At 65.5% G+C, this 22,321-nt stretch carries 23 protein-coding genes; 5 read left to right on the top strand and 18 right to left on the bottom strand.

The window, feature by feature from the left end; genetic code table 11:
- Nucleotides 1-84 precede the first annotated feature (84 nt).
- On the bottom strand, nucleotides 85-771 hold the full coding sequence (locus OOZ63_RS16275) for an HAD-IA family hydrolase (protein WP_266006608.1): 687 nt from the start codon (nucleotides 769-771) through the stop codon (nucleotides 85-87).
- A 1-nt stretch (nucleotide 772) separates the two neighbouring features.
- Nucleotides 773-1,705, bottom strand: coding sequence for an acetylglutamate kinase (gene argB / locus OOZ63_RS16280; RefSeq protein WP_137941089.1), 933 nt, complete (start codon nucleotides 1,703-1,705; stop codon nucleotides 773-775).
- Nucleotides 1,706-1,781: 76 nt separating this feature from the next.
- Between argB and OOZ63_RS16285 the strand changes: the two genes are divergently transcribed.
- Genes OOZ63_RS16285 through OOZ63_RS16295 form a run of 3 tightly spaced genes read left to right on the top strand, consistent with a single transcriptional unit; the run spans nucleotide 1,782 to nucleotide 3,528 of the window.
- Nucleotides 1,782-2,666, top strand: coding sequence for a cation diffusion facilitator family transporter (locus OOZ63_RS16285; RefSeq protein ID WP_266006610.1), 885 nt, complete (start codon nucleotides 1,782-1,784; stop codon nucleotides 2,664-2,666).
- Nucleotides 2,667-2,668: 2 nt separating this feature from the next.
- On the top strand, nucleotides 2,669-3,109 hold the full coding sequence (gene dtd, locus OOZ63_RS16290) for a D-aminoacyl-tRNA deacylase (protein WP_266006611.1): 441 nt from the start codon (nucleotides 2,669-2,671) through the stop codon (nucleotides 3,107-3,109).
- Nucleotides 3,110-3,135: 26 nt separating this feature from the next.
- Nucleotides 3,136-3,528: a VOC family protein gene (locus OOZ63_RS16295; protein ID WP_266006612.1), complete on the top strand. Its 393-nt coding sequence runs from the start codon at nucleotides 3,136-3,138 to the stop codon at nucleotides 3,526-3,528.
- 56 nt (nucleotides 3,529-3,584) lie between these two features.
- On the opposite strand, the gene OOZ63_RS16300 is transcribed toward OOZ63_RS16295, so the two are convergent.
- Nucleotides 3,585-4,553: a tripartite tricarboxylate transporter substrate-binding protein gene (locus tag OOZ63_RS16300; RefSeq protein WP_266006614.1), complete on the bottom strand. Its 969-nt coding sequence runs from the start codon at nucleotides 4,551-4,553 to the stop codon at nucleotides 3,585-3,587.
- Nucleotides 4,554-4,721: 168 nt separating this feature from the next.
- Here OOZ63_RS16300 and OOZ63_RS16305 point away from each other — a divergent pair, with 168 nt between their 5' ends.
- Nucleotides 4,722-5,264, top strand: a complete 543-nt coding sequence (locus OOZ63_RS16305; RefSeq protein ID WP_266006616.1) for a rhodanese-like domain-containing protein — start codon at nucleotides 4,722-4,724, stop codon at nucleotides 5,262-5,264.
- Between the two features lie 31 nt (nucleotides 5,265-5,295).
- Here OOZ63_RS16305 and OOZ63_RS16310 read toward each other — a convergent pair whose 3' ends face one another.
- From OOZ63_RS16310 to OOZ63_RS16345, 8 genes are all read right to left on the bottom strand, one after another.
- Nucleotides 5,296-6,546 carry a phenylacetate--CoA ligase family protein gene (locus OOZ63_RS16310; protein WP_266006617.1) on the bottom strand — a complete coding sequence of 417 codons (1,251 nt, stop codon included), beginning with the start codon at nucleotides 6,544-6,546 and terminating at the stop codon, nucleotides 5,296-5,298.
- The gene (locus OOZ63_RS16315) at nucleotides 6,539-6,850 is read right to left on the bottom strand and encodes a hypothetical protein (RefSeq protein ID WP_266006619.1); all 312 of its coding nucleotides are present in this window, start codon (nucleotides 6,848-6,850) and stop codon (nucleotides 6,539-6,541) included. The genes OOZ63_RS16310 and OOZ63_RS16315 overlap by 8 nt, the downstream gene beginning before the upstream one ends.
- 16 nt (nucleotides 6,851-6,866) lie before the next feature.
- Complete coding sequence (locus OOZ63_RS16320; RefSeq protein WP_266006621.1) at nucleotides 6,867-7,673, bottom strand: ABC transporter ATP-binding protein; 807 nt, start codon at nucleotides 7,671-7,673, stop codon at nucleotides 6,867-6,869.
- 106 nt (nucleotides 7,674-7,779) lie between these two features.
- On the bottom strand, nucleotides 7,780-9,123 hold the full coding sequence (locus OOZ63_RS16325) for an ABC transporter substrate-binding protein (RefSeq protein WP_416234741.1): 1,344 nt from the start codon (nucleotides 9,121-9,123) through the stop codon (nucleotides 7,780-7,782).
- Between the two features lie 53 nt (nucleotides 9,124-9,176).
- The gene (locus tag OOZ63_RS16330) at nucleotides 9,177-10,253 is read right to left on the bottom strand and encodes a branched-chain amino acid ABC transporter permease (protein ID WP_266006623.1); all 1,077 of its coding nucleotides are present in this window, start codon (nucleotides 10,251-10,253) and stop codon (nucleotides 9,177-9,179) included.
- 18 nt (nucleotides 10,254-10,271) lie between these two features.
- A complete protein-coding gene (locus tag OOZ63_RS16335) occupies nucleotides 10,272-11,201 on the bottom strand; it encodes a branched-chain amino acid ABC transporter permease (RefSeq protein WP_266006625.1) in 930 nt (309 codons plus the stop codon).
- A 19-nt stretch (nucleotides 11,202-11,220) separates the two neighbouring features.
- On the bottom strand, nucleotides 11,221-12,006 hold the full coding sequence (locus OOZ63_RS16340; RefSeq protein ID WP_266006627.1) for an ABC transporter ATP-binding protein: 786 nt from the start codon (nucleotides 12,004-12,006) through the stop codon (nucleotides 11,221-11,223).
- Nucleotides 12,006-13,952: an AMP-dependent synthetase/ligase gene (locus tag OOZ63_RS16345; RefSeq protein WP_266006628.1), complete on the bottom strand. Its 1,947-nt coding sequence runs from the start codon at nucleotides 13,950-13,952 to the stop codon at nucleotides 12,006-12,008. Before OOZ63_RS16345 ends, OOZ63_RS16340 begins: the two co-directional genes overlap by 1 nt.
- Nucleotides 13,953-14,172: 220 nt before the next feature.
- Between OOZ63_RS16345 and OOZ63_RS16350 the strand changes: the two genes are divergently transcribed.
- On the top strand, nucleotides 14,173-14,937 hold the full coding sequence (locus OOZ63_RS16350; protein WP_266006630.1) for a Crp/Fnr family transcriptional regulator: 765 nt from the start codon (nucleotides 14,173-14,175) through the stop codon (nucleotides 14,935-14,937).
- On the opposite strand, the gene OOZ63_RS16355 is transcribed toward OOZ63_RS16350, so the two are convergent.
- Genes OOZ63_RS16355 through OOZ63_RS16385 form a run of 7 tightly spaced genes read right to left on the bottom strand, consistent with a single transcriptional unit; the run spans nucleotide 14,917 to nucleotide 22,312 of the window.
- On the bottom strand, nucleotides 14,917-16,368 hold the full coding sequence (locus OOZ63_RS16355) for an N-acyl-D-amino-acid deacylase family protein (RefSeq protein ID WP_266006632.1): 1,452 nt from the start codon (nucleotides 16,366-16,368) through the stop codon (nucleotides 14,917-14,919). The two genes, OOZ63_RS16350 and OOZ63_RS16355, sit on opposite strands and share 21 nt — an antisense overlap.
- A complete protein-coding gene (locus tag OOZ63_RS16360; protein WP_266006634.1) occupies nucleotides 16,361-17,260 on the bottom strand; it encodes a MurR/RpiR family transcriptional regulator in 900 nt (299 codons plus the stop codon). The genes OOZ63_RS16355 and OOZ63_RS16360 overlap by 8 nt, the downstream gene beginning before the upstream one ends.
- Nucleotide 17,261: 1 nt before the next feature.
- Nucleotides 17,262-18,548 (bottom strand): alanine racemase, encoded by a 1,287-nt coding sequence (locus tag OOZ63_RS16365; RefSeq protein WP_266006636.1) that lies wholly within the window; start codon nucleotides 18,546-18,548, stop codon nucleotides 17,262-17,264.
- A complete protein-coding gene (locus OOZ63_RS16370; RefSeq protein WP_266006638.1) occupies nucleotides 18,545-19,516 on the bottom strand; it encodes an ABC transporter ATP-binding protein in 972 nt (323 codons plus the stop codon). Before OOZ63_RS16370 ends, OOZ63_RS16365 begins: the two co-directional genes overlap by 4 nt.
- Entirely contained in the window at nucleotides 19,516-20,535 is a 1,020-nt protein-coding gene (locus OOZ63_RS16375; RefSeq protein WP_266006640.1) for an ABC transporter ATP-binding protein, read from the bottom strand. The genes OOZ63_RS16370 and OOZ63_RS16375 overlap by 1 nt, the downstream gene beginning before the upstream one ends.
- Nucleotides 20,532-21,374 (bottom strand): ABC transporter permease, encoded by an 843-nt coding sequence (locus OOZ63_RS16380; RefSeq protein WP_266006641.1) that lies wholly within the window; start codon nucleotides 21,372-21,374, stop codon nucleotides 20,532-20,534. Before OOZ63_RS16380 ends, OOZ63_RS16375 begins: the two co-directional genes overlap by 4 nt.
- Nucleotides 21,371-22,312: an ABC transporter permease gene (locus tag OOZ63_RS16385; protein WP_266006642.1), complete on the bottom strand. Its 942-nt coding sequence runs from the start codon at nucleotides 22,310-22,312 to the stop codon at nucleotides 21,371-21,373. Before OOZ63_RS16385 ends, OOZ63_RS16380 begins: the two co-directional genes overlap by 4 nt.
- Nucleotides 22,313-22,321: the final 9 nt, after the last annotated feature.

Consider the following 22,321-nt stretch of genomic DNA (forward strand, 5'->3'; position numbering starts at 1 on the left):
TGCAGCCGCAAGCCGCGACTTCCCCCCATGCGGGGGTGGTCGTGTCGCCGGAACAGCAAGATTCTGGGGATTGCCAAGCAGCGTTCAGCGCAGCAACTTGTTAAGTTGACCGATCCGGCGCCCCACATAGACTGGCCGGCGTCGCATCCGCGCGCTGGCTTCTGGACCATGCAGTGCCTGGCGCGCCCAGCGCTGCATCCAGACAGTCTGCATGCCCACCGAGCGGGCCGACTTCTGATGGACCAAGGTGTCCTCGACTAGCACGCAGTCGGTCAGGCGCAGGCGGTGCCGGGCGGCGATATGGCGATACATCCGCGCATCGGGCTTGGGCCGGTGCTCGCCGAACATGCGCATCTCCTCGAAGCCGATCACCCGCTCGAAACAGCGCTGCAGCCCCAGCGCAACCAGCACTCGCCGCGCGTAGGCAGCCGGCGCATTGGTCAGCAAGATCTTGCGGCCCGGCAGGCGCTTGAGCGCCGCCAGATCATGGGCGTGGCTGTGGACCAAGTCCCCCAACCCCGGCAAGGCATGGGTTTGAGCCAAGAAATGCGGCACGCTGACGCCATGATGGCGCACCAGTCCCAGCAGGGTCGCCCCATAGCGAGACCAGTAGAGCGCACGCAGCCGATTCGCCTCGGCGCGCTCGACGCCGACATGGCTTTCGATGTAGTCGGTCATCGCCACATTGAGCGCCCCAAACACATGGTGCGAGGCGTTGTGGACCGTGTTGTCGAGGTCGAACAGCCAGACCGGTCGGCGCTTGCCGCTCACCTCAGTGGGACCGGATCATGGTTCCATAAGCCTGATCTGACAGGATCTCCAGCAGCATCGCATGCGGCACGCGCCCGTCGATGATGTGGACCGCGTTGACCCCGCTCTTGGCCGCATCCAGCGCCGAAGCGATCTTGGGCAGCATGCCGCCGGACAGCGTACCGTCGGCGAACAGTGCATCGATCTCGCGTGCGCTGAGGTCGGTCAGCAGATTGCCAGCCTTGTCGAGCACGCCCGGCGTGTTGGTCAAGAGCACCAGCTTCTCGGCCTTCAGCACCTCGGCCAGCTTGCCAGCAACGACATCGGCATTGATGTTGTAGCTCTCGTTCTCCTCGCCGAAGCCGATAGGGCTGATCACCGGGATGAACTGGTCGTCCTGGAGCGCCTTTACTACGCTCGGGTCGATCGCGACGATGTCGCCGACCTGGCCGACATCGTGCTCCTTGCTCGGATCATCCTTGTCCACCATCTTCAGCTTGCGGGCTCGGATCATGCCGCCGTCGCGGCCGGTCAGGCCCACCGCCTTGCCACCGGCCACATTGATCAGGCCGACGATGTCTTGCTGCACCTGGCCGGCCAGCACCCACTCGACCACCTCCATGGTCTCCTCGTCGGTGACGCGCATGCCCTGGATGAACTGACCCTTCTTGCCAAGGCGGCTCAGGGCCCCCTCGATCTGCGGGCCGCCGCCGTGCACGACCACTGGGTTCAGCCCCACCAGCTTGAGCAGCACCACGTCCTCGGCAAAGTCTTGCTGCAGGGCCGGGTCGGTCATCGCATTGCCGCCGTACTTGATGACGATGGTCTTGCCATGGAATTTGCGGATGTATGGCAGGGCCTGGGACAGGATCTCGGCCTTGTCGCGCGGGGCGATGTGCGAAACATCGGCAAACTGGTGCGCCGGCAGAGCGGCAGCAGGGGGCTCGGTCTTCATGGTGTCGGTCGTCGCTGCGAGTTGAGGAGCGAATTCATTGTAGGGGCCGGCCCGGCTCAGCCGCGACAATGCATGCATGCAAGTCAGCGCCTATTTGAAGCTCTCGGTGGCGGTGGCCCTGGCCACAATCACCTTGAAGACCGCCGCCTGGTGGTGGACCGGCTCGGTCAGCCTGGCGGCTGATGCGCTGGAGTCTCTGGTCAATCTGGCCGGCGCCCTGTTTGCGTTGGCGATGGTGACGATTGCGGCGCGTCCGCCCGACGCCGACCACCCCTACGGCCATCACAAGGCCGAGTATTTCTCCAGCGGCTTTGAAGGCGTGCTGATTCTTGCCGCCGGCCTGGGCATTGCCTGGGCAGCGCTGCAGCGGCTGCTGGAGCCGCTGCCGGTCGAGTCCATAAGTCTGGGCGTCGGTCTGGCCGTGCTCAGCTCGGCGCTCAACGGGGGCCTGGCCTGGGCCATGCTCAAGAAAGCGCGCCAGCACCGCTCGGCCGCACTGGAGGCCGACGCCCGCCATCTGTTCACCGATGTCTGGACCTCGGCCGGCGTCGTGCTGGGCCTGATCGGCGTGCTGCTGACGGGCTGGCTGTGGCTGGACCCGCTGCTGGCCCTGTTGGTGGCTGGCAATATCCTGCGCGAGGGTTTTCGCTTGGTGCGCGACTCGAGCGCCGGCCTGATGGACGAGGCGCTCGATGCCGAGGCGCAGGCCCGGATCCGCCAGGTGCTAGACGGCTTTGCCGACGAAACGGTCCGCTTTGACCATGTGGCCACCCGCGCCGCCGGCCAGCGCCGTTTTGTCGATCTGCATATGCACATGCCCCCGGCCTGGACCCTGGGTCGGGCGGCCGACCTGCGAAACGCGGTCGAGCAAGCGCTGATGGCGGCGGTGCCGGGGCTGCGCGCGAGCATCCAGCTGCTGCCGCTGGATGTCGAAGCCCATTTCGAGAATCAAAAGGAGTGACCGTGATCGCCGTATTGCAAAGAGTCAGCGAGGCCCGGGTCGATGTCGCCGGCCAGACCATCGGCCGAATCGGCCCAGGGATTCTGCTGCTGGTCTGCGCCGAGCCCGAGGACAGCGAAGCACTGGCGGAAAAGTTGATTGCCAAGACGCTGAAGCTGCGCATCTTCGGCGATGCCGCCGGCAAGATGAATCTGAGCCTGCAGGACGTCGGCGGCGGCTTGCTGATTGTCTCGCAGTTCACTCTGGCGGCGGACACCGGTGGCGGCAACCGCCCCAGCTTCAGCGGTGCGGCTCGCCCCGAACTCGGACGGCGGCTTTACGAGCATTGCCTGAGTTACGCTCGGAGCCAGCATGCGGAGGTGGCCGGCGGCGAGTTCGGCGCGGACATGCAGGTCAGCCTGCTCAACGACGGTCCCGTGACCATCCCGCTGCGCATTCAGTGAACGACAAACCGCCAAGGAGCTTTCCGATGATCAGCTACGCCACCTTGGGCACTGTCGACCCCGGTCGTGCCGCCTTGTTCTACGACGCCGTATTGGCGCCGCTGGGTCAGCAGCGCAGCTATGCCGACGAGAACATGGTCGGCTACAAATCGGCGACGCAGCCCAATGCCAACTCGACCTTGTGGATCTGCAAGCCCTTCGACGGTCGGCCGGCTACGGTGGGCAATGGCTGCATGCTGGCCCTGAGCGCCGAGACGCGCGAGCAGGTGCAAGCCGTGCACGCAGCCGCAATGGCGGCAGGTGGCGCCGATGAGGGAGCGCCGGGTCTGCGCGAGGTCTACGGCCCCGACATGTACTTAGCCTATTTCCGCGACTTGGACGGCAACAAGCTGGCGGTGATCTGCCGCGCCAAGGGCTGAATTAAAAAACCCGCCGAGTGGCGGGTTTCCTGACACGCGGGACAAGTCTGGATCAATCAGTCGGCGTACTGACCAGCCGCCTTGATGACCGGGCCCCATTTGTTGATCTCGGCTTCGACGAACTTCTTGTGCTCGGCGCCGTTGAGGCGGTTGTCGGTGACGATGACGGCACCCAGCGCTTCCTGGCGCTTGATGAAGTCGGCGTCCTTGAGCGCGACCTTGACGGCCGCGTTGATCTTGTCGACCACAGCCTTGGGCGTGCCCTTGGGTGCGTAAAGGCCGTGCCAGATCGAAACGCTGAATCCCTTCAGCCCGGCCTCATCCAGCGTCGGCAGCTTGGCCAGCGCCGGCGTGGTCAGGCGCTTGGTAGTTGTGACGGCGAAGGCCTTGACCTTGCCCGACTCGATCTGGCTGGTCGTGTTGGTGGTCTGGTCGCACATGATGTCGACCTGGCCACCCAGCAGATCGGTCATCGCCGGTCCCGTGCCCTTGTAGGGCACCGTGGTCATGTCGATCTTGACGGCGCTCTGGAACAGCAGGCCGCACAAGTGCGAGGCGGCGCCCAGGCCGGCGTTGGCCAGATTGACCTTGCCCTTGTTGGCTTCCAGCCATTTGGTCAACTCGGCATAGTTGTTGGCCGGCAGTCCGGGCTTGCCGATCAAGGTCATCGGCACTTCATTGACCATGCCGAGGTACTCGAAGTCGTCCAGGGTCTTGTACTGCATATTGCGGTACAAGGCCGGCGAGGTCGCCATGCCGATATGGTGCAGCAGCAGGGTGTAGCCATCCGGCGCGGCCTTGGCCACCTTGGTGGCGCCCAGCGTGCCGCCAGCGCCGCCGACGTTCTCGATCACGATGGTGGCGCCCAGTGGCTTGCGCAGCGCCTCGGCCAGATCACGCGCCACCTTGTCGGTGGGGCCGCCGGCCGAGAACGGCACCACGATGTTGACGGGTTTCTCGGGATACTCGGCCCAGACAGCACCGGCAGCAACGGTGGCCAGACCAGCCAGCATGAACTTCTTCATCGTCATCCTCGTTGTGTAGTAGGTTCAGGCCTGCAATGCTAGGGGGCGCTTGTGCGCATGGCGTAGCGGGAAATACGTAAGTGCCGCCGAGTTCCATATATCGACATCGAATATTGATCCTGCGAATCTGTATTGGACCGAATAAGTCCCGGCTTCTAGAGTTCGGGCATGAACATCGCCACCACCGCCCGCCGCCTGCCCGCTCTCGCCGCCGCACTGCTGCTCGCCTCGGGTCTGGCCCAGGCAGAGATTGTTTCGGCAACCGCGGCGGCACAGCGCCTGCAAGAAGGCGCGCAAGCCTGGGACGTGCGCGCGCCCGGTCAAGGCCAGGTCTTACCCGGCGCGGTGCAACTCGATGTGAAGGCCTGCCTGCAATGGCTGGCCTCGGGCCATGTGCAGGCATTCAGCGCGGCGGTGTCGGCCGCCGGCATCGACCTGTCCCGCGACGTGGTGATCTACGGCAATGCAGGCGACACCCAGGCCCAAGCGCTTTACACCGCGCTGCGGACCGTGGCAACCGGCCATGTGCTGTGGTTCGTCGGCGGGATTGCCGAGTGGCAGCTCAGCGGCCGCAGCACCGTGGCGCAGCCGAGCTCGCGGCTGCCGGTGCCCCAGTATCTGGTGGCACTGAGCTCCGGGGCCGCATCCCGCATGGCCGCCGCCAACTTGCGGGACCCGGCCGCGCCACCTGAACTGCTGGCAACGCGCTGACTCTGAGCGCGGGCCGCCTCAGTCGTCCGCCTCAGTCATATTTGCGCGCGTCCTCGATCACCCGCCCGTCGTTGGGCAGGGTGCCGGGCGCCAGCAGCAGCACCTCGGCGCGCAGTTTGGTAACGTCGCGCACCGCGCCAGCCACCAGCTCGGCCAGACCTTCGGCCGCATCGGCCACCTCCAGCTTCAAGGTCATGCGGTCCTGGGCCATCTCGCCCTGGACCACCAGCCGTGCGCGCAATACCTCCGGGAAGCGCTTGGCGATCTCGGCCACTTGGCCGGCGTGGACAAACATGCCGCGCACCTTCGCGCTCTGGTCGGCCCGGCCCATCCAGCCCTTGATGCGGGTGTTGGTGCGGCCGGTCGGGCAGCTGCCCGGCAGCACGGCAGACAAGTCGCCGGTGCCAAAGCGTATCAGCGGGTAGTCGGCGTTCAAGGTCGTGACGACCAGCTCGCCGACCTCTCCATCCGGCACCGGATCACCGCTGCCGGGACGCACGATCTCGACGATCACGCCCTCATCGAGCACCAGGCCCTCGCGGGCGACCGTCTCATAGGCGATGAGGCCCAGGTCGGCGGTGGCGTAGCACTGGTAGCCCTGCACGCCGCGCGCGATCAGCCAGTCGCGCAGCGAGGGCGGGAAGGCCTCACCGCTGACCAGGGCCTTGGTGAGGGACAGCGCCTGGCCGGCCTCGGTCGCCTTGTCGAGCAGGATCTTCAGGAAACTGGGCGTGCCGACATAGGCATCGGGCCGCAGCTCGGCGATGGCCTGCAATTGCAGCTCGGTATTGCCGACACCGCCGGGGAACACCGTGCAGCCGAGCGCATGGGCGCCTGTCTCCATCATCGAGCCGGCCGGGGTCAGGTGATAGCTAAAGCTGTTATGCACCAGGTCTCCGGCCGCAAAGCCAGCCGCATGTAGGGCGCGGGCGACTCGCCAGTAGTCGCCGGCCCGGCCCTCCGGCTCGTAAATCGTGCCAGGCGACTGAAACACGCGCCGGGCCGTACCCCAGCCGATCGCAGCGAAGCCACCGAAGGGCTGGCCCGGTCGCTGTGCCTGCTGGCGCTCCAGCAACTCATGCTTGCGCGTCACCGGCAGGCGGGCGAGCGCCGAGCGGCTGCTGATGGTCGCCGCCTCGACACCGGCCAGCAGCTCGGCAAAGGCTGGCGCCCGGCTTTGCGCATGGGCGATCTGGCCGGCCAGCGCTGCCATCAAGACCTGCTCGCGCTGCGCCGGGTCGCGGGTTTCGAGGGCATCGTGGAAAGCCGTGCTACTACTCATTTTTGTCATCCGTCCAGCGCGCCAGGCGCTTCTTGATCTCGTCCTGCAGCGCGCGCACATCGGTGTTGCTTTTGCAGGTCCTGCTGTCCCATTCGGGGCTGCGCGACGGCCGCCGGGCCAGTCGGGCCGTCAGCTGTGTCGCGTCAATACTCAGCTCGATCACGCTCATGCCTTGTACGGTGAAGCCGTTGCCGCGCTCACTGAGCTGGCGCACATCGCGCAAGGCGCGCTTGAGCTGGATCAGGGCCAGGTCGGGCTTGAAGAGCGGTGGGGCAAAAAAGTCCTGGGGTTCGTCATCGGTCATCGCACGCGCTCCCCAGTCAGGCCAACCAACGCTTGCGGCGCTTGTAGCTCTTGACGTCTTTGAAGCTCTTGCGATCGCCGCCGCCCATGCCCAGGTAGAACTCCTTGACGTCCTCGTTCTCGCGCAGGGCCTTGGCCTCGCCATCCATCACGACGCGCCCGTTCTCCAGGATGTAGCCGTAATCGGCATAGCGCAGTGCCATATTGGTGTTCTGCTCGGCCAGGAAGAAGGTCGTGCCTTCCTTGGTGTTCAGGTCCTTGACGATCTCGAACACCTCTTCGACGATCTGCGGCGCCAGACCCATCGAGGGCTCGTCGAGCAGCACCATCTTCGGGTTGGCCATCAGCGCTCGGCCAATCGCGCACATCTGCTGCTCGCCGCCCGAGGTGTAGGCCGCCTGAGATGTGCGCCGCGTCTTCAGGCGCGGGAAATAGTTGTAGACCTTCTCCAGGGTCTGGGCCACCGCCGCTTTGCCGTCCTTGCGGGTGTAGGCGCCGGTCATCAGGTTTTCCTCGATGCTGAGGTGGGCGAAGCAATGCCGACCCTCCATCACCTGGATCACGCCGCGATCCACCATCGCCGAGGTGCTGAGCTTCTCGATCCGCTCGCCGCGCAGCTCAATGCTGCCCTTGGTGACTTCGCCGCGCTCGCCGGCTAGCAGGTTCGAAACCGCACGCAAGGTGGTCGTCTTGCCCGCGCCATTGCCGCCCAGCAAGGCCACGACCGCACCTTCCTTGACCTGCAAGGAGACCCCCTTAAGCACCAGGATCACATGGTTGTAGATGACCTCGATGCCGTTGACGTTCAGAAGAATATTGCTCATGGTCTCAGCCTCGTTGACTCGTCACAACGCCGCTCGCGGCGCTGTGACAAGGGCTCCATGGGGAGCCCTCGCGCCCCTCAGCGGGACGCGAAAGGGAAGGATGCAATCAAGACTGGCAGTCTGCAGGAGTGCGGCGGTCCAGCTTCTTCTCTGCGGCGTACTTGTCGGCGGCCTGCTTGACCATGGGTTTCATGATCATCTCGTCAGCCTGGTACCAGTCGGAGCTGAAGGCCCACTTCTTGCCGTCCCAGGTCTGCATGCGCGCCCAGGCCGAGCCCATATGGTCGACACAGGAGGTCGACACCGGACGCATCACGCCGGCAAAGCCCAGACCATCGAGCTTCTTCTGGTCCAGCGCCAGGTTCTCCAGGCCCCAACGTACCTGCTCGCCCGACATGACCTTGCCCTTGCCGAAGCGCTCCTGGGCGCGCTTGACGCCCTCGACCGCCAGCATCGCCGAGATCATGCCCCGCATATACAGCACCTGGCCGACCTCGTCCTTCGGGCCGGTGCCCTGGCCCTTGGCATGGACCTGGGTGAGGATGGCCTGCGTGACCTTGGCATCCGGGTGCACGCCATGCTGCATGGTCAGCGCGTTATAGCCCTTGGCACCATCGGCCACGTCCTTGACATCCGGCTCCGCGCCGGCCCACCAGACGCCGTACATCTTCTCGCGCGGATAGCCGGTCGCCTGCGCTTCCTTCAGCGAGGTGGTGTTCATCACGCCCCAGCCCCACAGCAGCACATAGTCGGGACGCTGCTGGCGGATCTGCAGCCAGGCCGACTTCTGCTCGACGCCAGGGTGGGTCACCGGGATCGAGTTGAGCTCGAATCCATGCATCTTGGCGCGCTCCTGCAGCAGCGGGATCGGCTCCTTGCCATAAGGGCTGTCGTGATACACCAGGGTGATCTTCTTGCCCTTGAGCTTGTCCAGCCCGCCCTCCTTCTTGCCCAGATGCTGGATCAGCACATCAGCGGCCATCCAGTAGGTGCCGATCAGCGGGAAGTTCCACTTGAACACGCCACCATCCTGGCTTTCGCTGCGGCCGTAACCGGCCGTGATCAGCGGGATCTTGTCGGCCGGGGCCTTCTCGGTCAGCGCGAAGGTCACGCCGGTGGACAGCGGCTGGAACACGGTGGCGCCGCCATTCTTGCCCTTCAGGCGCTCGTAGCACTCGACCCCGCGGTCGGTGGCGTAGCCGAACTCGCACTCCTCGAAGGAGATCTTGACGCCATTCATGCCGCCCTGGGCATTCACCAGCTTCAGGTAGTCAACATAACCGTTGGCCCAGGGTGTGCCGTTGGGGCCGTAGGCGCCGGTGCGGTAGACCAGCACCGGGAAGAATTGTTCCTTGGCCTGGGCGAAGGCCGGGGCCGTGACCAGCGAGGCCAGGCCGGCACCGACCAGGGTGGCCGCTAGCGCAAAGCGCCTGATATTCAACGTCGTCATGCTTGTCTCCTAGAAAAAAGCACTCTGTGGTGCCGGGTTGGTATGGCTTGACTTCAGTGCGGGAAAGGCCAGAGGCGCAGCTTTTCCTTGGCGGTGGACCAGAGTTTGGCCAGGCCATGGGGCTCGACGATCAGGAAGAACACGATCAGCGCGCCAAACACCATCGCCTCGGTGTGGCTGACCAGGGCGGTGTCGACATTAATGCCGAACAAGCTGCCCAGCGCCGGCAGCGCCTGGTTCAGGAAGATCGGCAGGATCACAATGAAGGCGGCGCCGAAGAAGCTGCCCATGATGGAGCCCAGCCCGCCGATGATGACCATGAAGAGCAGCTGGAAGCTGCGGTCGATCGAGAAGGCCGCCGGCTCCCAGGAGCCCAGATGCACAAAGCCCCACAGCGCGCCGGCCACGCCGACGATAAAGCTGCTGACCGCGAAGGCGCTGAGCTTGGCCTGCACCGGCCGGATGCCGATCACGCTGGCCGCCACATCCATATCCCGCATCGCCATCCAGGAGCGGCCGATATGGCCGCGCACCAGGTTCTTGGCCAACCAGGCAAACACGATCACGAAGAGCAGGCAGAACAGGTACTTCTGCAGCGGCGTGTTGATCGGCATGCCCAGCACCTGCAGGCCCGAGACGCTGACCGAGCCGGAGGCCGAGTCATTGGTGAACCACTTGATGCGAAGGAAAGCCCAGTCGGTGAAGAACTGCGCGGCCAGCGTAGCAACCGCCAGGTAAAGACCCTTGATGCGCAGCGAGGGAATGCCGAAGAAGACGCCGACCACGGTAGCGCACAGCCCGCCCAGCAGCAGGGCCGGGATCAGCGGCATGCCGGGAATGCGGACGAAGAAGTTGTACGCGGCATACGCACCCACCGCCATGAAGGCGCCGGTGCCCAGCGAGATCTGTCCGCAGTAGCCGACCAGGATATTGAGCCCGATCGCTGCCAGCGACAGGATCAGGAAGGGGATAAAGATGGCCCGCAGCATGTACTCGTCTGCCAGGGCCGGCACCAGCAGCAGAGCCGCAGCGATGATCAGGCCGATGACAAAGCGGTCTTGCGCGATCGGGAAGATCTGCTGGTCGGTCCGGTACGAGGTCTTGAACTGGCCGTTCTCACGATAGAGCATGGTCTGTGTCTCCTGGGCTCAGACGCGGTCAATGATTTTTTCGCCGAACAGACCCTGAGGCCTAAACAGCAGGAACACCAGCGCCAAGACATAGGCAAACCAGATCTCGATACCGCCACCCAGCATCGGTCCGATATAGGCCTCGGACAGCTTCTCGCCGACGCCGATCAAGAGGCCGCCGATGATCGCGCCCGGCACCGAAGTCAGGCCGCCCAGGATCACCACCGGCAGCGCCTTCAGCGCCACCAGCGAGAGTGAGAACTGCACGCCCAGCTTGGAGCCCCAGATGATGCCGGCCACCAGTGCGACGAATCCAGCCACGCTCCAAACGATGACCCAGATGCGCTTGAGCGGAATACCGATTGACTGGGCGGCCTGATGGTCATCGGCCACTGCGCGCAGCGCCCGACCCGTCGAGGTGTACTGAAAGAACAGCGCCAGCGCACCGACCAGGGCCGCGGCCACGACGGTGGCGATCAGGTCCTCCTGGCCCACCAGGATTCCGCCCTCGAATACGTTCTCGAACAGGAACAACGGGTCCTTGGGCATGCCGACATCGATCTTGTAGATGTCGCTGCCGAAAATAGTCTGGCCGAAGCCATCGATGAAATACGTGATGCCCAGCGTGGCCATCAAGAGCGTGATGCCCTCTTGATTGACGAGCTTGCCCAGCACCAGGCGCTCGATACACCAGGCCAGCGCGACCATGATCAGCATCGCGACGCCAAAGGCCAGTACATTGACGACCAACTTGCTCTCGATGCCGGTCCACTGCGGGATCCATTCGGAGAAGCGTGCCATCGCCAGCGCCGCGAACAACACCATCGCACCCTGCGCGAAGTTGAAGACGCCGCTGGCCTTGAAGATGAGCACAAAGCCCAGCGCGATCAGCGAGTACAGCATGCCGGCCATCAGGCCGCCGATCAGGGTTTCGAGAAACGGTCCCATTGCAGTTGTCCTTCGCGCTTCAGTGCGAGGTGCCGAGATAGGCACTGATCACGTCTTCGTTGGCACGCACTTCGTCTGGCGCACCATCGCCGATCTTTTTGCCGTAGTCCAGCACGACGACACGGTCCGAGATATCCATCACCACGCCCATGTCGTGCTCGATCAGCACGATGGTTGTGCCGAACTCGTCGTTGACATCGAGGATGAAACGGCACATGTCCTGCTTCTCCTCGACATTCATGCCGGCCATCGGCTCATCCAGCAATAGCACCTGCGGCTCCATCGCCAGCGCGCGGCCCAAGTCAACGCGCTTTTGCAGGCCGTAGGGCAGACGCCCGACCGGGGTCTTACGATAGGCGGGGATCTCGAGGAAATCGATGATGCGCTCCACCTTCTCGCGCTGCGCGATCTCCTCGCGCTCGGCGGCACCCCAGCGGATCGCTTGCTGGAAGATATTGGTCTTCATGCGCAGATTGCGGCCGGTCATGATGTTGTCCAGCACGCTCATGCCCTTGAACAGTGCCAGGTTCTGGAAAGTGCGAGCCACGCCCATCTCGGCAACCTGGCGCGAGTTCATGTGCTTGAAGGTCTGGCCCTTGAAGGTGATCGAGCCCTGCTGCGGCTGGTAGACGCCGTTGATGCAGTTCAGCATCGAGCTCTTACCGGCACCGTTGGGGCCGATGATGGCGCGGATCTCATGTTCGCGCACATTGAAGCTGATGTCGGTCAGCGCCTTGACGCCGCCAAAAGCCAGCGAGATGTTCTGGACGTCGAGGATGACCTCGCCGATCTTCTTGCTCGCCATCAGGCCGCCCTCCGCACTGCGGGAAATGTTTTGACATCGACGATCTTCAGATCGGCCGAGACCGAGCCACTGCGCCCGTCCTCGAACTTCACCGCGGTCTCGATGTACTGCGAGCTCTTGCCGCCATACAGGGCTTCGATCAACACCGCGTACTTGTCGGCGACCGCGCCACGCCGCACCTTGCGCGTGCGGGTCAGCTCGCCGTCGTCGGCATCGAGTTCCTTGTGCAGGATCAGGAAGCGGCTGATCTGGCTGCCGGCCAGCAACTCGTCCTGGGCCAGATCGGCATTGACCTGCTCGACACAGTCCCGGATCAGCTCATAGACCTCGGGCTTTTGCGCCAGGTCGGTATAGCCGGCATAGGGCAGGTTGCGGCGCTCGGCCCAGTTACCCACCGCATCGAAATCGATATTGATGAAGGCGCAGCAGCGCTCACGCTTATCGCCAAAGGCCACCGCCTCCTTGATATGCGCAAAGAACTTCAGCTTGTTCTCGACATACTTGGGCGCGAACATCGCGCCATCATTGGGGCCGCCGGCGATGCGGCCGACATCCTTGGCGCGGTCGATGATCTTCAGATGGCCGCTGGCATCGATGAAGCCCGCATCGCCGGTGTGATACCAGCCTTCGGCCGTCAGCACCTCGGCCGTCGCGGCCTCGTTCTTGTAATAGCCCTTCAACAGCCCCGGGGACTTGACCAAGATCTCGCCCGAGGGCGCCAGCTTGATCTCAACACCGTCGATCGGCACGCCGACCGTGTCCGAACGCGCCTGGTTGTCGGGCTGCAGGCAGACAAACACAGCCGTCTCGGTCGAGCCATAGAGCTGCTTCAGATTGATGCCGATGCTGCGGTAGAAGCTGAAAAGATCGGGGCCGATGGCCTCGCCGGCCGTGTAGGCCACGCGCACTCGCGAGAGCCCCAGCGTGTTGCGCAGCGGGCCGTAGATCAGCAGATTACCCAAGGCATACAGCAGCTTGTCGCTGCCGCTGACTGGTTTGCCGTCCATCAGCGCCGGCCCGACGCGGCGCGCCAGGCTCATGCAGCGCGCAAACAGCCATCGCTTGATCGCGCCGGCATCCTCCATGCGGATCATCACGCTGGTCAGGAGACCTTCGAACACCCGCGGCGGAGCGAAATAGTAAGTCGGTCCAATCTCCTTCAGATCGATGGAGACGGTGCTGGTCGACTCGGGGCAATTGACCACATAGCCGCAGGCCAGCCACTGCGCATAGCTGAAGATGTTCTGGCCGATCCAAGCCGGCGGCAGATAGGCCAGCACTTCTTCGCTGCTGCTCAGCTTGTCAAAGCGCGCGCCGGCCTGGGCGCGGTCGATCAGGCTCAGATGGGTATGGACCACGCCCTTGGGGTTGCCGGTCGTGCCAGAAGTGAAGAACATCGCCGCCACATCGCTGGGCTCGCTGAGCTGGACCTGGGCATCGTAGAAGGCCGGGTGGGCATTGGCATGCTGGCGGCCGCGTGCGCAAAGATCATCCAGCGAGGCTAGGCCCGGCTCCGCATAGTTGCGCAGGCCGCGCGAATCATCGAACCAGATGTGCTGCAACTGCGGGCATTGCTCGCGGATCTCCAAGAGCTTGTCCACCTGCTCCTGGTCCTCAACCACCGCGAACGCGATCTCGGCGTTGTTGATGGGGAACACGAACTCGGCGCTGACAGCATCCTGGTACAGCGGCACCGGAATCGCACCCAGCGACTGGGCCGCCAGCATGCTGGCATACAGCCGCGGCCGGTTTTCACCGACCACCACCAAATGCTGGCCGCGTTTAAGCCCAGCCTGGGCCAGGCCATGAGCCAGCTCGCGCACCAGCAGGGCCAGTTGCGCCCATGTCAGCGTCTGCCAGATGCCGTATTCCTTCTCGCGCAATGCGGCGGCATCGGGCCGTCGCGCCGCGTGGTCGATCAAGAGCCTGGGGAAAGTCGTCGCCACCATCTGTCTCCTGTGCAGTCCGCACCGCCGGGCGGTGCTGGTGCATGACGCCCTTCTGCGGGGCCTACATGCCTTCAGTGGGTGCAATACTAGGCCCGACTTTGACGTCAGGCTGTCGTTGCGACGACATTCCTAGGGACACCCCGGGGGCGTGCTTTCCCGGGGGTCGTCAACGGCCGTTTGTAAGCCTGCTGTCAAGCTGCACGATAAAGACTGCATCATGACCGTCTCCGCCTTCTCCAGCCCCAGCGGCGCCCCCTTGCGCCAGCGCGCCCGCGCTGCCACCCGCAACGAGCTCGACGCTATTCCCTGGCTGGCCGTGCTGGAGCCGGCCCAGCGCGAGCAGGCGGTGGCCGAGCTGCAGGTGGCCGATGCCGAGGTCGGCGAGCGGGTCTGCCGCATTGGCCGGCAGGCCAATTTCTGGTTCGGCGTCGTCGACGGCCTGTTGAAGATGAGCAATGACGACTCGACCGGCCAGGCCATCACTTTCACCGGCGTGCCGCCGGGCGGCTGGTTCGGCGAAGGCACCCTGCTCAAACGCGAGGTCTACCGCTACAACATCCAGGTGCTGCGCAAGAGCGTGGTGGCCGGCCTGCCGATCGATACCTTTCACGAGCTGTTGGAGCACAGTATCGGCTTCAACCGCTTTGTGCTGAACCAGCTCAACGAGCGCCTGGGCCAATTCATTGCAGCGCGTGAAACCGACCGCATCGGCAATCCCGATGTGCGCGTGGCCCGCAACCTCGCCGCGCTATTCCATCCTCAGCTGTATCCCGGTGTCGGCAGCATGCTGCGCATTACCCAGCAGGAGCTGGGCTATCTGGTCGGCCTGTCGCGCCAGCGCGTCAACGAGGCCTTGAAACGCCTGCACGAGCAGCGCCTGATCAGCGTCGAATACGGCGGGCTGCGGGTGCTGGATCTGCAGGGCTTGCGCAGCTTCTTTCCCGGCAGTGATGCGGCGGGATCAGCCCTGCCGACGCCCTGAGCTTCGGCGCAAGGCCCGCCCGGCCCGCGTCAGCACCGCCATGCCGCCGTCATAGGCCTGCCGGCCGTTGACGAAGACCGCTTCAATGCCTTGCGAGCGCAACAGCGGAGCCTCGAAGCTGGCCAGGTCCTGCACCCGTTGGGGGTCGAACACGACGACATCGGCGGCCCAGCCGGGGCGCAGCTCGCCGCGCTGGTGAAGGCGGAACTGGCGCGCTGACAGGCCGGTCATCTTGTGCACCGCTTGCTCCAAGGTGAACAGGCCGCGCTCGCGCCAGTAGCGCGCCAGCACGCGCGGGAACGCGCCCCACAGCCGCGGATGCGGATGGCGGTCATGCGGCAGGCCGTCGGAACCTATCATCGTCAGCCGGTGCGCGAGCACGCGCTCGACATCGTCCTCATGCATCTGGAAGTAGCAGGCGCCGCCGGGCTGCAGACGCCGGCAGGCCTCCTTTTGGTCGACGCCCCAGTTTGCGGCGATATCGGCCAGACTGCGCCCACCCAGCTCGGGATAGGGCTCGCTCCAGGTCAGCAGTACCTCGATCACGCCGTCCACCAAGTCCTCGCGCAGCACCGTGGAGCCGGCCAGATAGGGATAGACGTCCAGGCCCACGCCCTGGCGCTCGGCGAAGCGATCGATCAGCGGCAAGGTCTCTCGCGTGCGGCCCCAGTTCGACGGACCGGCGCACTTGTGGTGGGAAAAGATCAGCGGCACCCCGGCTTCGAAGGCGGTGTCGGCGGCCTCGTGCATGGCCTCCAGGATTGCCGCCATCTCGTCGCGCAGATGGCTGGCATAGACACCGCCGTGGCGGGCCACGATGCGGGCCAGGGCCAGCACCTCGGCGGTCGGCGCGGCGGCGGCCGGCTGGTAGAACAGGCCCGAGGACAGGCCTTGCGCGCCCTCGGCCATGGCTGCATCCAGCAGCGCTTCCATGCGGGCCAGCTCGGCTGCCGAGGCGGCTCGGTCGATATCGCAGCCCATGACAGCGAAGCGCAGCGCCGTGTGGCCGATCAGCGAGACCACGTTGACCGCCGGCATCGCCTCGTTGACGGCCTCCTGATAGGCCGCAAAGCTGGAAAAGCGAAAGCCCGTGCGGCCCAGCAGATTCAAGGGCGGCTGCGGTGCCTTGGTCAGCAAGGGCACCAGCGAGATGCCGCAGTTGCCGGCCACCACGGTGGTGATGCCTTGCGAGATCTTGGGTAGACAATCTGGCTGCTCCAGCACCAGGGCATCGTCATGGGTGTGCACATCGATGAAGCCCGGTGCGACTACCTTGCCTGAGCAATCAAGGCGGCGCGCGCTGACGCTCGTGAGCGCTTCGCCCATCGCAACGATGCGGTCGTCCTGCAGCAGCACATCGCCGCGCCAGGCCGGCGTCGCACCTGAGCCATCGACGATCAGCCCGCCTTGCAGCAGCCAAGACTCACTCATTGGGCACCTGCCAGTTCAGCAGCGGATGGTCATGCGTGTCGATGCCATGGCGCTGCAGCACCTCGCGCACGCTTTGCAGGCGGTAGACCGCCGGCTCGCCGATCACCTTGGCGATCAGCACGGTCAGTACCTCGATGGCGGTCAAGTGCGCCAGATAGGCCTCAGTGCCCACATGCATCACCGCGTCCTCCGGCACCTTCAAGCCCAGCACGATGTCGGCATTGGCGGCCAGCTTGGTGCCCGGCTGGGTCAGCGCGATGACAGTCGCGCCCTGGGCCCGCGCCACGGCAACCGCCTCCAGCAGCAGCGGCATGCCGCCGACATGGGAGATCGCGACGATGACGCCGCCCGGTCCCTGCGTGGCTGCAGCCAGCAGCTGCGAGTGGAAGTCCGACCAGGCATTTGACACCAGACCCAGTCGGAACAGCCGCGCATGCAGATCGGCGGCCATGAAGTTGGAGGTGGCGCCGGCCGCCAGTGCATCAATGCGGGTCGCGTGGGCGATCGCATGGGCGGCGGCGTCCAGGGCCTGGGCATCAAACTGACTGCTCAGCCCGGCGATGGTGCCGGCCGCACCGCGCGTGATCTTGTGGGCCACCTGCTCGGTCGTGTCCTGCAACTGCACGCGGCGGTGCAGCGGCGAGCCGCCAACGGCCATCTCATGCGCCAGTGCCAGCTTGAATTCGCGCAGCCCGGCAAAGCCCAGATCGCGGCAGGCCCGCATGATGGTGGGTACCGAGGCGCCGCTGCGCGCCGCCAGCGCCTCGAAGCTCTCGTCGAGCACCCGCTCCGGATCCTCCAGCATCAGTGCGAAGATCGCGCGACGCGCAGCTGGCGCTTTCTGCTGCGCCTGGGCGATCGCGGCCATCAGCCCTGTTTTACGGTCATTCATCTCAGAAATGCGTCAGCACCGCATCGCTGACGCGGTAGTCCTTCTCGACGATGGGCAGCCAGGTCCATTTGTCGAAAGTTGTGCAGGGATGCGAGACACCCAGGCCCAGCCGGTCGCCAACCTGCGGGCCCAACGCGGCGGCCGGATCCCAGCGCAGATAGGCGTGCTGGTCATTGAGCCCGGTGATGCGCCAGGCGGCCGGTGCGGCCAGCGGCGCGCGCGAATCCAGCGGCGCATGCCAGACGGGGGTCGGCAGATCGATGTCGAAGGAGATGTCGCGCCGGCCCACGGCCAGGATGGCCAGGCCCGGCTCCGGGCAGGACTGCACCAGGGCCCAGACCTCCAGCGCACTTTGCAGGCCGTCGACATGCCGGCAGCGCTGGTCCAGCACATTGACCAGGCGCTTGTAGTGGCCGTGGTCATGGGTGATGTAGCAGCCCGAGCGCAGCAGGCCAAGCACCGGCTTGCCCAGGCGCGGCCGCAGCGCGCCGGCCACCAGATCGAAGATGCCGGAGCCGCCGGCCGAGACGATGACCTCGTCGGCTCCGTCGAACCAGCCGCGCTCTGCGCAGGTCCGGGCCACAGCGTGCACCCGCGCCATCAGCGCGTCGGCATAGGCGGTGTCGGCAGCGCTGTCGCCGGTGGCGCCCAGGCCTTCGTAGCATTCGATACCCGCGAGCCGGAATGCTGGGCTGGCGTGAAGATGCGCGGCCAGGGCCAGCGCCTCGTCCTCGCCGCGCGTGCCGGTGCGGCCACCGGCCAGGCCGATCTCCAGCAGCACCTCGAAGACGGGCGCCACCAACTGGCGATTAGCTTGACGCTGGTGCCAGCGCTCGATCAGCGCGCACTGCGCCAATGAGTCGACAAGGAAGACCACGCGCAGATCGGCGTGCTGCGCGAGCAGCGCCGCCAGGCCCGCCAGATCGGCTTCGGAGCAGACCTGGTTCGCGATCACCGCTCGGCGCACGCCGCTGGCCACGCCCACGGCCAGCTGCTTGATCGTTGCGAAGCTGATGCCCCAGGCGCCGGCATCGAGCTGGCGCTGGAACAGCTGCGGGCTCATCGTCGTCTTGCCATGCGGCGCCAGCGCCACGCCCTGGCCTCGCGCGTAGTCCTGCATCCAGCGGACGTTGTGTTCTAGCGCCTCGCGCTTGATCACCGCCAGCGGCAAGGGCAGATCGCCGGCCAACACATTCCATTGCCGGGCGGCCAACTCAGCCAGCTGCAGCGGCGGCTCGGTCAACGGGAAGCCTTTCAGCGCGGCACTTAGAACAACAGGCGTGGTCATACGAAAAGCTCCTGGCGCCAGCAGGCCGAGAACCGGCCGGGACGCACTTCGGTCAACGGGGGTTGGGCCTCGGCGCAGCGCGCCTGGGCATCCGGGCAGCGGGTACGGAACACGCAGCCCGAGGGCGGATTCATCGGACTGGGGATGTCACCCCGCAGCGGCACCGGACGATGGGGCGCCTCTGGGTCGGGCTGGGGCGACGCGGCCAGCAGCGCTCGAGTGTAGGGGTGCAGCGGCTGCGCGTAGAGCGCCTCGGTCTCGGCCACTTCCATCACTCGGCCAAGGTACAACACGACGACGCGGTCGCACAGGTACTCGACCACATCGAGGTCGTGCGAGATGAAGAGCATCGTCAGCTTGAAACGCTCGCGCAGATCGCATAGCAGGTTGACGACCTGGGACTGGATCGAGACGTCCAGCGCCGACAGCGGCTCGTCGGCAACGATGAACTCCGGCTCGACCGCCAGCGCCCGCGCCACGCCGATGCGCTGGCGCTGGCCACCGCTGAACTCATGCGCAAAACGCGCGCCATGCTCGGGCCGCAGACCCACCAGATCCAGCAACTCGGCGATGCGCGCCGCCCTGGCCTCGCGGCCCTTGGCCAGGCCATGCGTGTCCAGCGCTTCGCCAAGGATGTCGGCGATTCGCATCTTCGGGTTCAGGCTGGCATACGGGTCTTGGAAGATGATCTGCAGCTTACGGCGCAGCTCGCGCATGCGGCGGCCGCCGGCCCGGGTGATGTCCTCGCCTCGATACAGCACCTGGCCGGCACTGGGATCGATAAGCCGCAGGAGGCTGCGGCCCAGGGTGCTCTTGCCTGAGCCCGATTCACCGACCAGGCCCAGGGTCTCGCCGGGCTGGATCGTGAAGCTGACATCGTCGACCGCGCGCACCGGTTTCTTGGCGTCGCCGAAATAGCGCTTGAGCTGGCGCACTTCTATCAGCGGCCGTTGTTGATCTTTACGCATCAGTCCCATTCCTCGACATGGATGCAGCGCGTCTGGCGCTCGGAAGAAGCCTGCGCCAGCAGGGCCGGCATCGACTCGCGGCAGCGCGCCTCGGCGCTGTCGCAGCGCGGCTCGAAGGCGCAGCCGGGTGGCGGCGCCAGCGGGCTAGCGACCTGACCGCGGATCGCGAACAGGCGTTTGGGTCGCGGCTCACCGGGCTTGCGCGCCTTCGCCGGCAGGCAGTTCAACAAGCCTTGCGTGTAGGGATGCTGCGGCGCGGCGAACAGCGGCCGTACCGGGGCGCTCTCGACTACTCGGCCGGCATACATCACGACCACCTCGTCGGCATGGTGGGCGACGACACCCAGGTTGTGCGTAATGAATAGCATGCTCATGCCGGTCTCGCGTTGCAGCCGGCCCATCAGCGCGAGGATCTGCGCCTGTATCGTCACATCCAGCGCGGTGGTTGGCTCGTCAGCGATCAGGAGGCGCGGCTCGCAGGCCATCGCCAACGCGATCATTACGCGCTGGCGCATGCCGCCGGAGAGTTGGTGCGGATACTCATGCAGGCGCTGGCCGGCAGCCGGAATCTCGACCAGCTCCAGCATGCGCTTGGAGGCCGCCAGCGCAGCCGCGCGGTCCAGGCCCTTGTGCAGGCGCAAGCTCTCGGCGATCTGCTCGCCTATCGTCAGCACCGGGTTCAGGCTGGTCATGGGCTCCTGGAAAATCATCGCGATCTCATTACCGCGCAGCGCCCTCGCCTGCCGGGCCGGCAAGCTCAATAGATCCACACGGCGGCTGTCGCGGCACACGAAGTCGGCCCGCCCTGTGATCTGCGCGCCGCAATCCTTGGGCAGTAGACCCATCAGGGTCAGGCTGGTGACCGATTTGCCTGAACCCGACTCGCCCACCAGGGCAGTCGTGCGACCAGGCAGCACGCTGAAGCTGACATCGGCGACCGCACGCACCAGGCCGTCGTGGGTCGGGAAGGCGGTGCCCAGGCCCTGGACGCTCAGCAGGGCGTTGTTGCTGCTACTCATCGCATCGACTTCTTCAGTTTCGGGTCCAGCAGATCGCGCACGCCGTCGCCGACCAATTGCAAGGACAGCGCGGTGAAGATGATGGCCAGCCCCGGGAACAGTACGACCCAGAAGGCCTGGTGCGCATAACTTTGGCTGCCTGCCACCATCGTGCCCCATGTGGGGATGTCGGGCGGCACACCGACGCCCAGAAAGGACAGACCGGCCTCGGCCAGGATCGCGTAGGCAAAGATAAAGGACAGCTGCACCAGCACCGGCGACAACAGGTTCGGCAGTATGTGGCGCCACAGGATGCGCCCCGTGCTGACGCCAACCGCGCGCGCCGCCTCGACGAAGAGCAGCTCGCGCAAAACCAGGGTCGATGCTCGCACCACGCGCGCGACGCGCGGCGTGTAGACCAGCACGAGGGCCAGCACGACGTTGAACATCGAAGGACCCAGGATGGCCACCAGCGCGATCGCCAGCAGGATGTCGGGAAAGGACATCATCGCGTCGACCAGGCGCATCAGCGGCCCGTCCAGGCGCTTGAAGAAACCTGCCACCAGGCCGAGCAAGGTTCCCATCAGCACAGCCCCGAGCGCAGTGCTGGCCGCAATCATCAGCGAGTAGCGGCCGCCGTGGACGATGCGGGCATAGACATCGCGGCCGAGCTCATCGGTGCCCAGCCAGTGCACGGCGCCAGGGCCGCGCAGCCGCTCCATGATGGCGGTGTCGTTCGGGTCGAAGCGGCCGAAGGCCTCGGCCCCCAGCGCCAGCACCGAAATCAGCGTGAGGACGATCATCGCGACCAACACGGTGCGGCGGCGCACCAGTTGTCTGAGAGCCAGCGGAACTTTCATACTTTGACCCGCGGGTCGACCAGCATGTACAGCAGGTCGATGAAGAAATTGATCAGCACATAGATGGCCGCGATCACCAGCAGCGCGCCTTGGATCACGGGGTAGTCGCGCCGCAGCACCGCGTTGACGACCAGATTGCCGACGCCGGGCAGGCCAAACACCGTCTCGGTGATCACCGCGCCGCCGATCATCAGCGCGACGGTCAGGCCCAGCACAGTGACGATGGGCACCAGCGCATTGCGCAGCGCATGCTTGAACACCACAACCCCCTCGGGCAGGCCCTTGGAGCGGGCGGTGCGCACATAGTCTTCGCCCAGCACATCCAGCATCGAGGCGCGCGTGAAGCGGATGATCAGAGCAGAGTTCAAAAGGCCCAGCACCAGGGCCGGCAGCACCAGCGCGTGCAGGCGCGCTAGCAGGGGCGCGCCGGGCTCGCCATAACCGGAGACCGGGAACCAGCCCATGCCCACCGCGAAGATCTGGATCAGCACCAGTCCCATCCAAAAGCTCGGGATGCTGGCGCCCAGCATCGCCAAGCCGGTAAAGAACTGGTCGATGAAACGGCCACGGAAAACCGCCGACAGCACGCCACAGGGCACGCCGATTAGCGCCGCGATGGCGACCGCCAGCAGGGCCAGCAAAAAGGTGGGCTCGGCGCGCTCCCACAGCGCCTGCGTGACCGGGCGCTGCAGAAAGATCGAATCGCCCAGATTACCCTGGGCCAGTTCGCGCAGCCAGTAGCCGAACTGCATCAGCAGCGGCTGGTCCAGCCCGTACTGCACGCGCACACGGGCGATATCGGCCGGCGTGGCCTGATCGCCCAAGAGCACGGCCACCGGATCGCCGGGCGCGGCGCGGGTCAGCAAGAACACCAGCACCGCGACGATGGCCATCACCAGCGCCATGCCGCCCAAGCGCGAGAGCAGGTACTTCAGCATGCCGGTAGT

The organism is Paucibacter sp. PLA-PC-4, assembly GCF_026241155.1.
In the GTDB taxonomy this organism is placed as follows: domain Bacteria; phylum Pseudomonadota; class Gammaproteobacteria; order Burkholderiales; family Burkholderiaceae_C; genus Roseateles_E.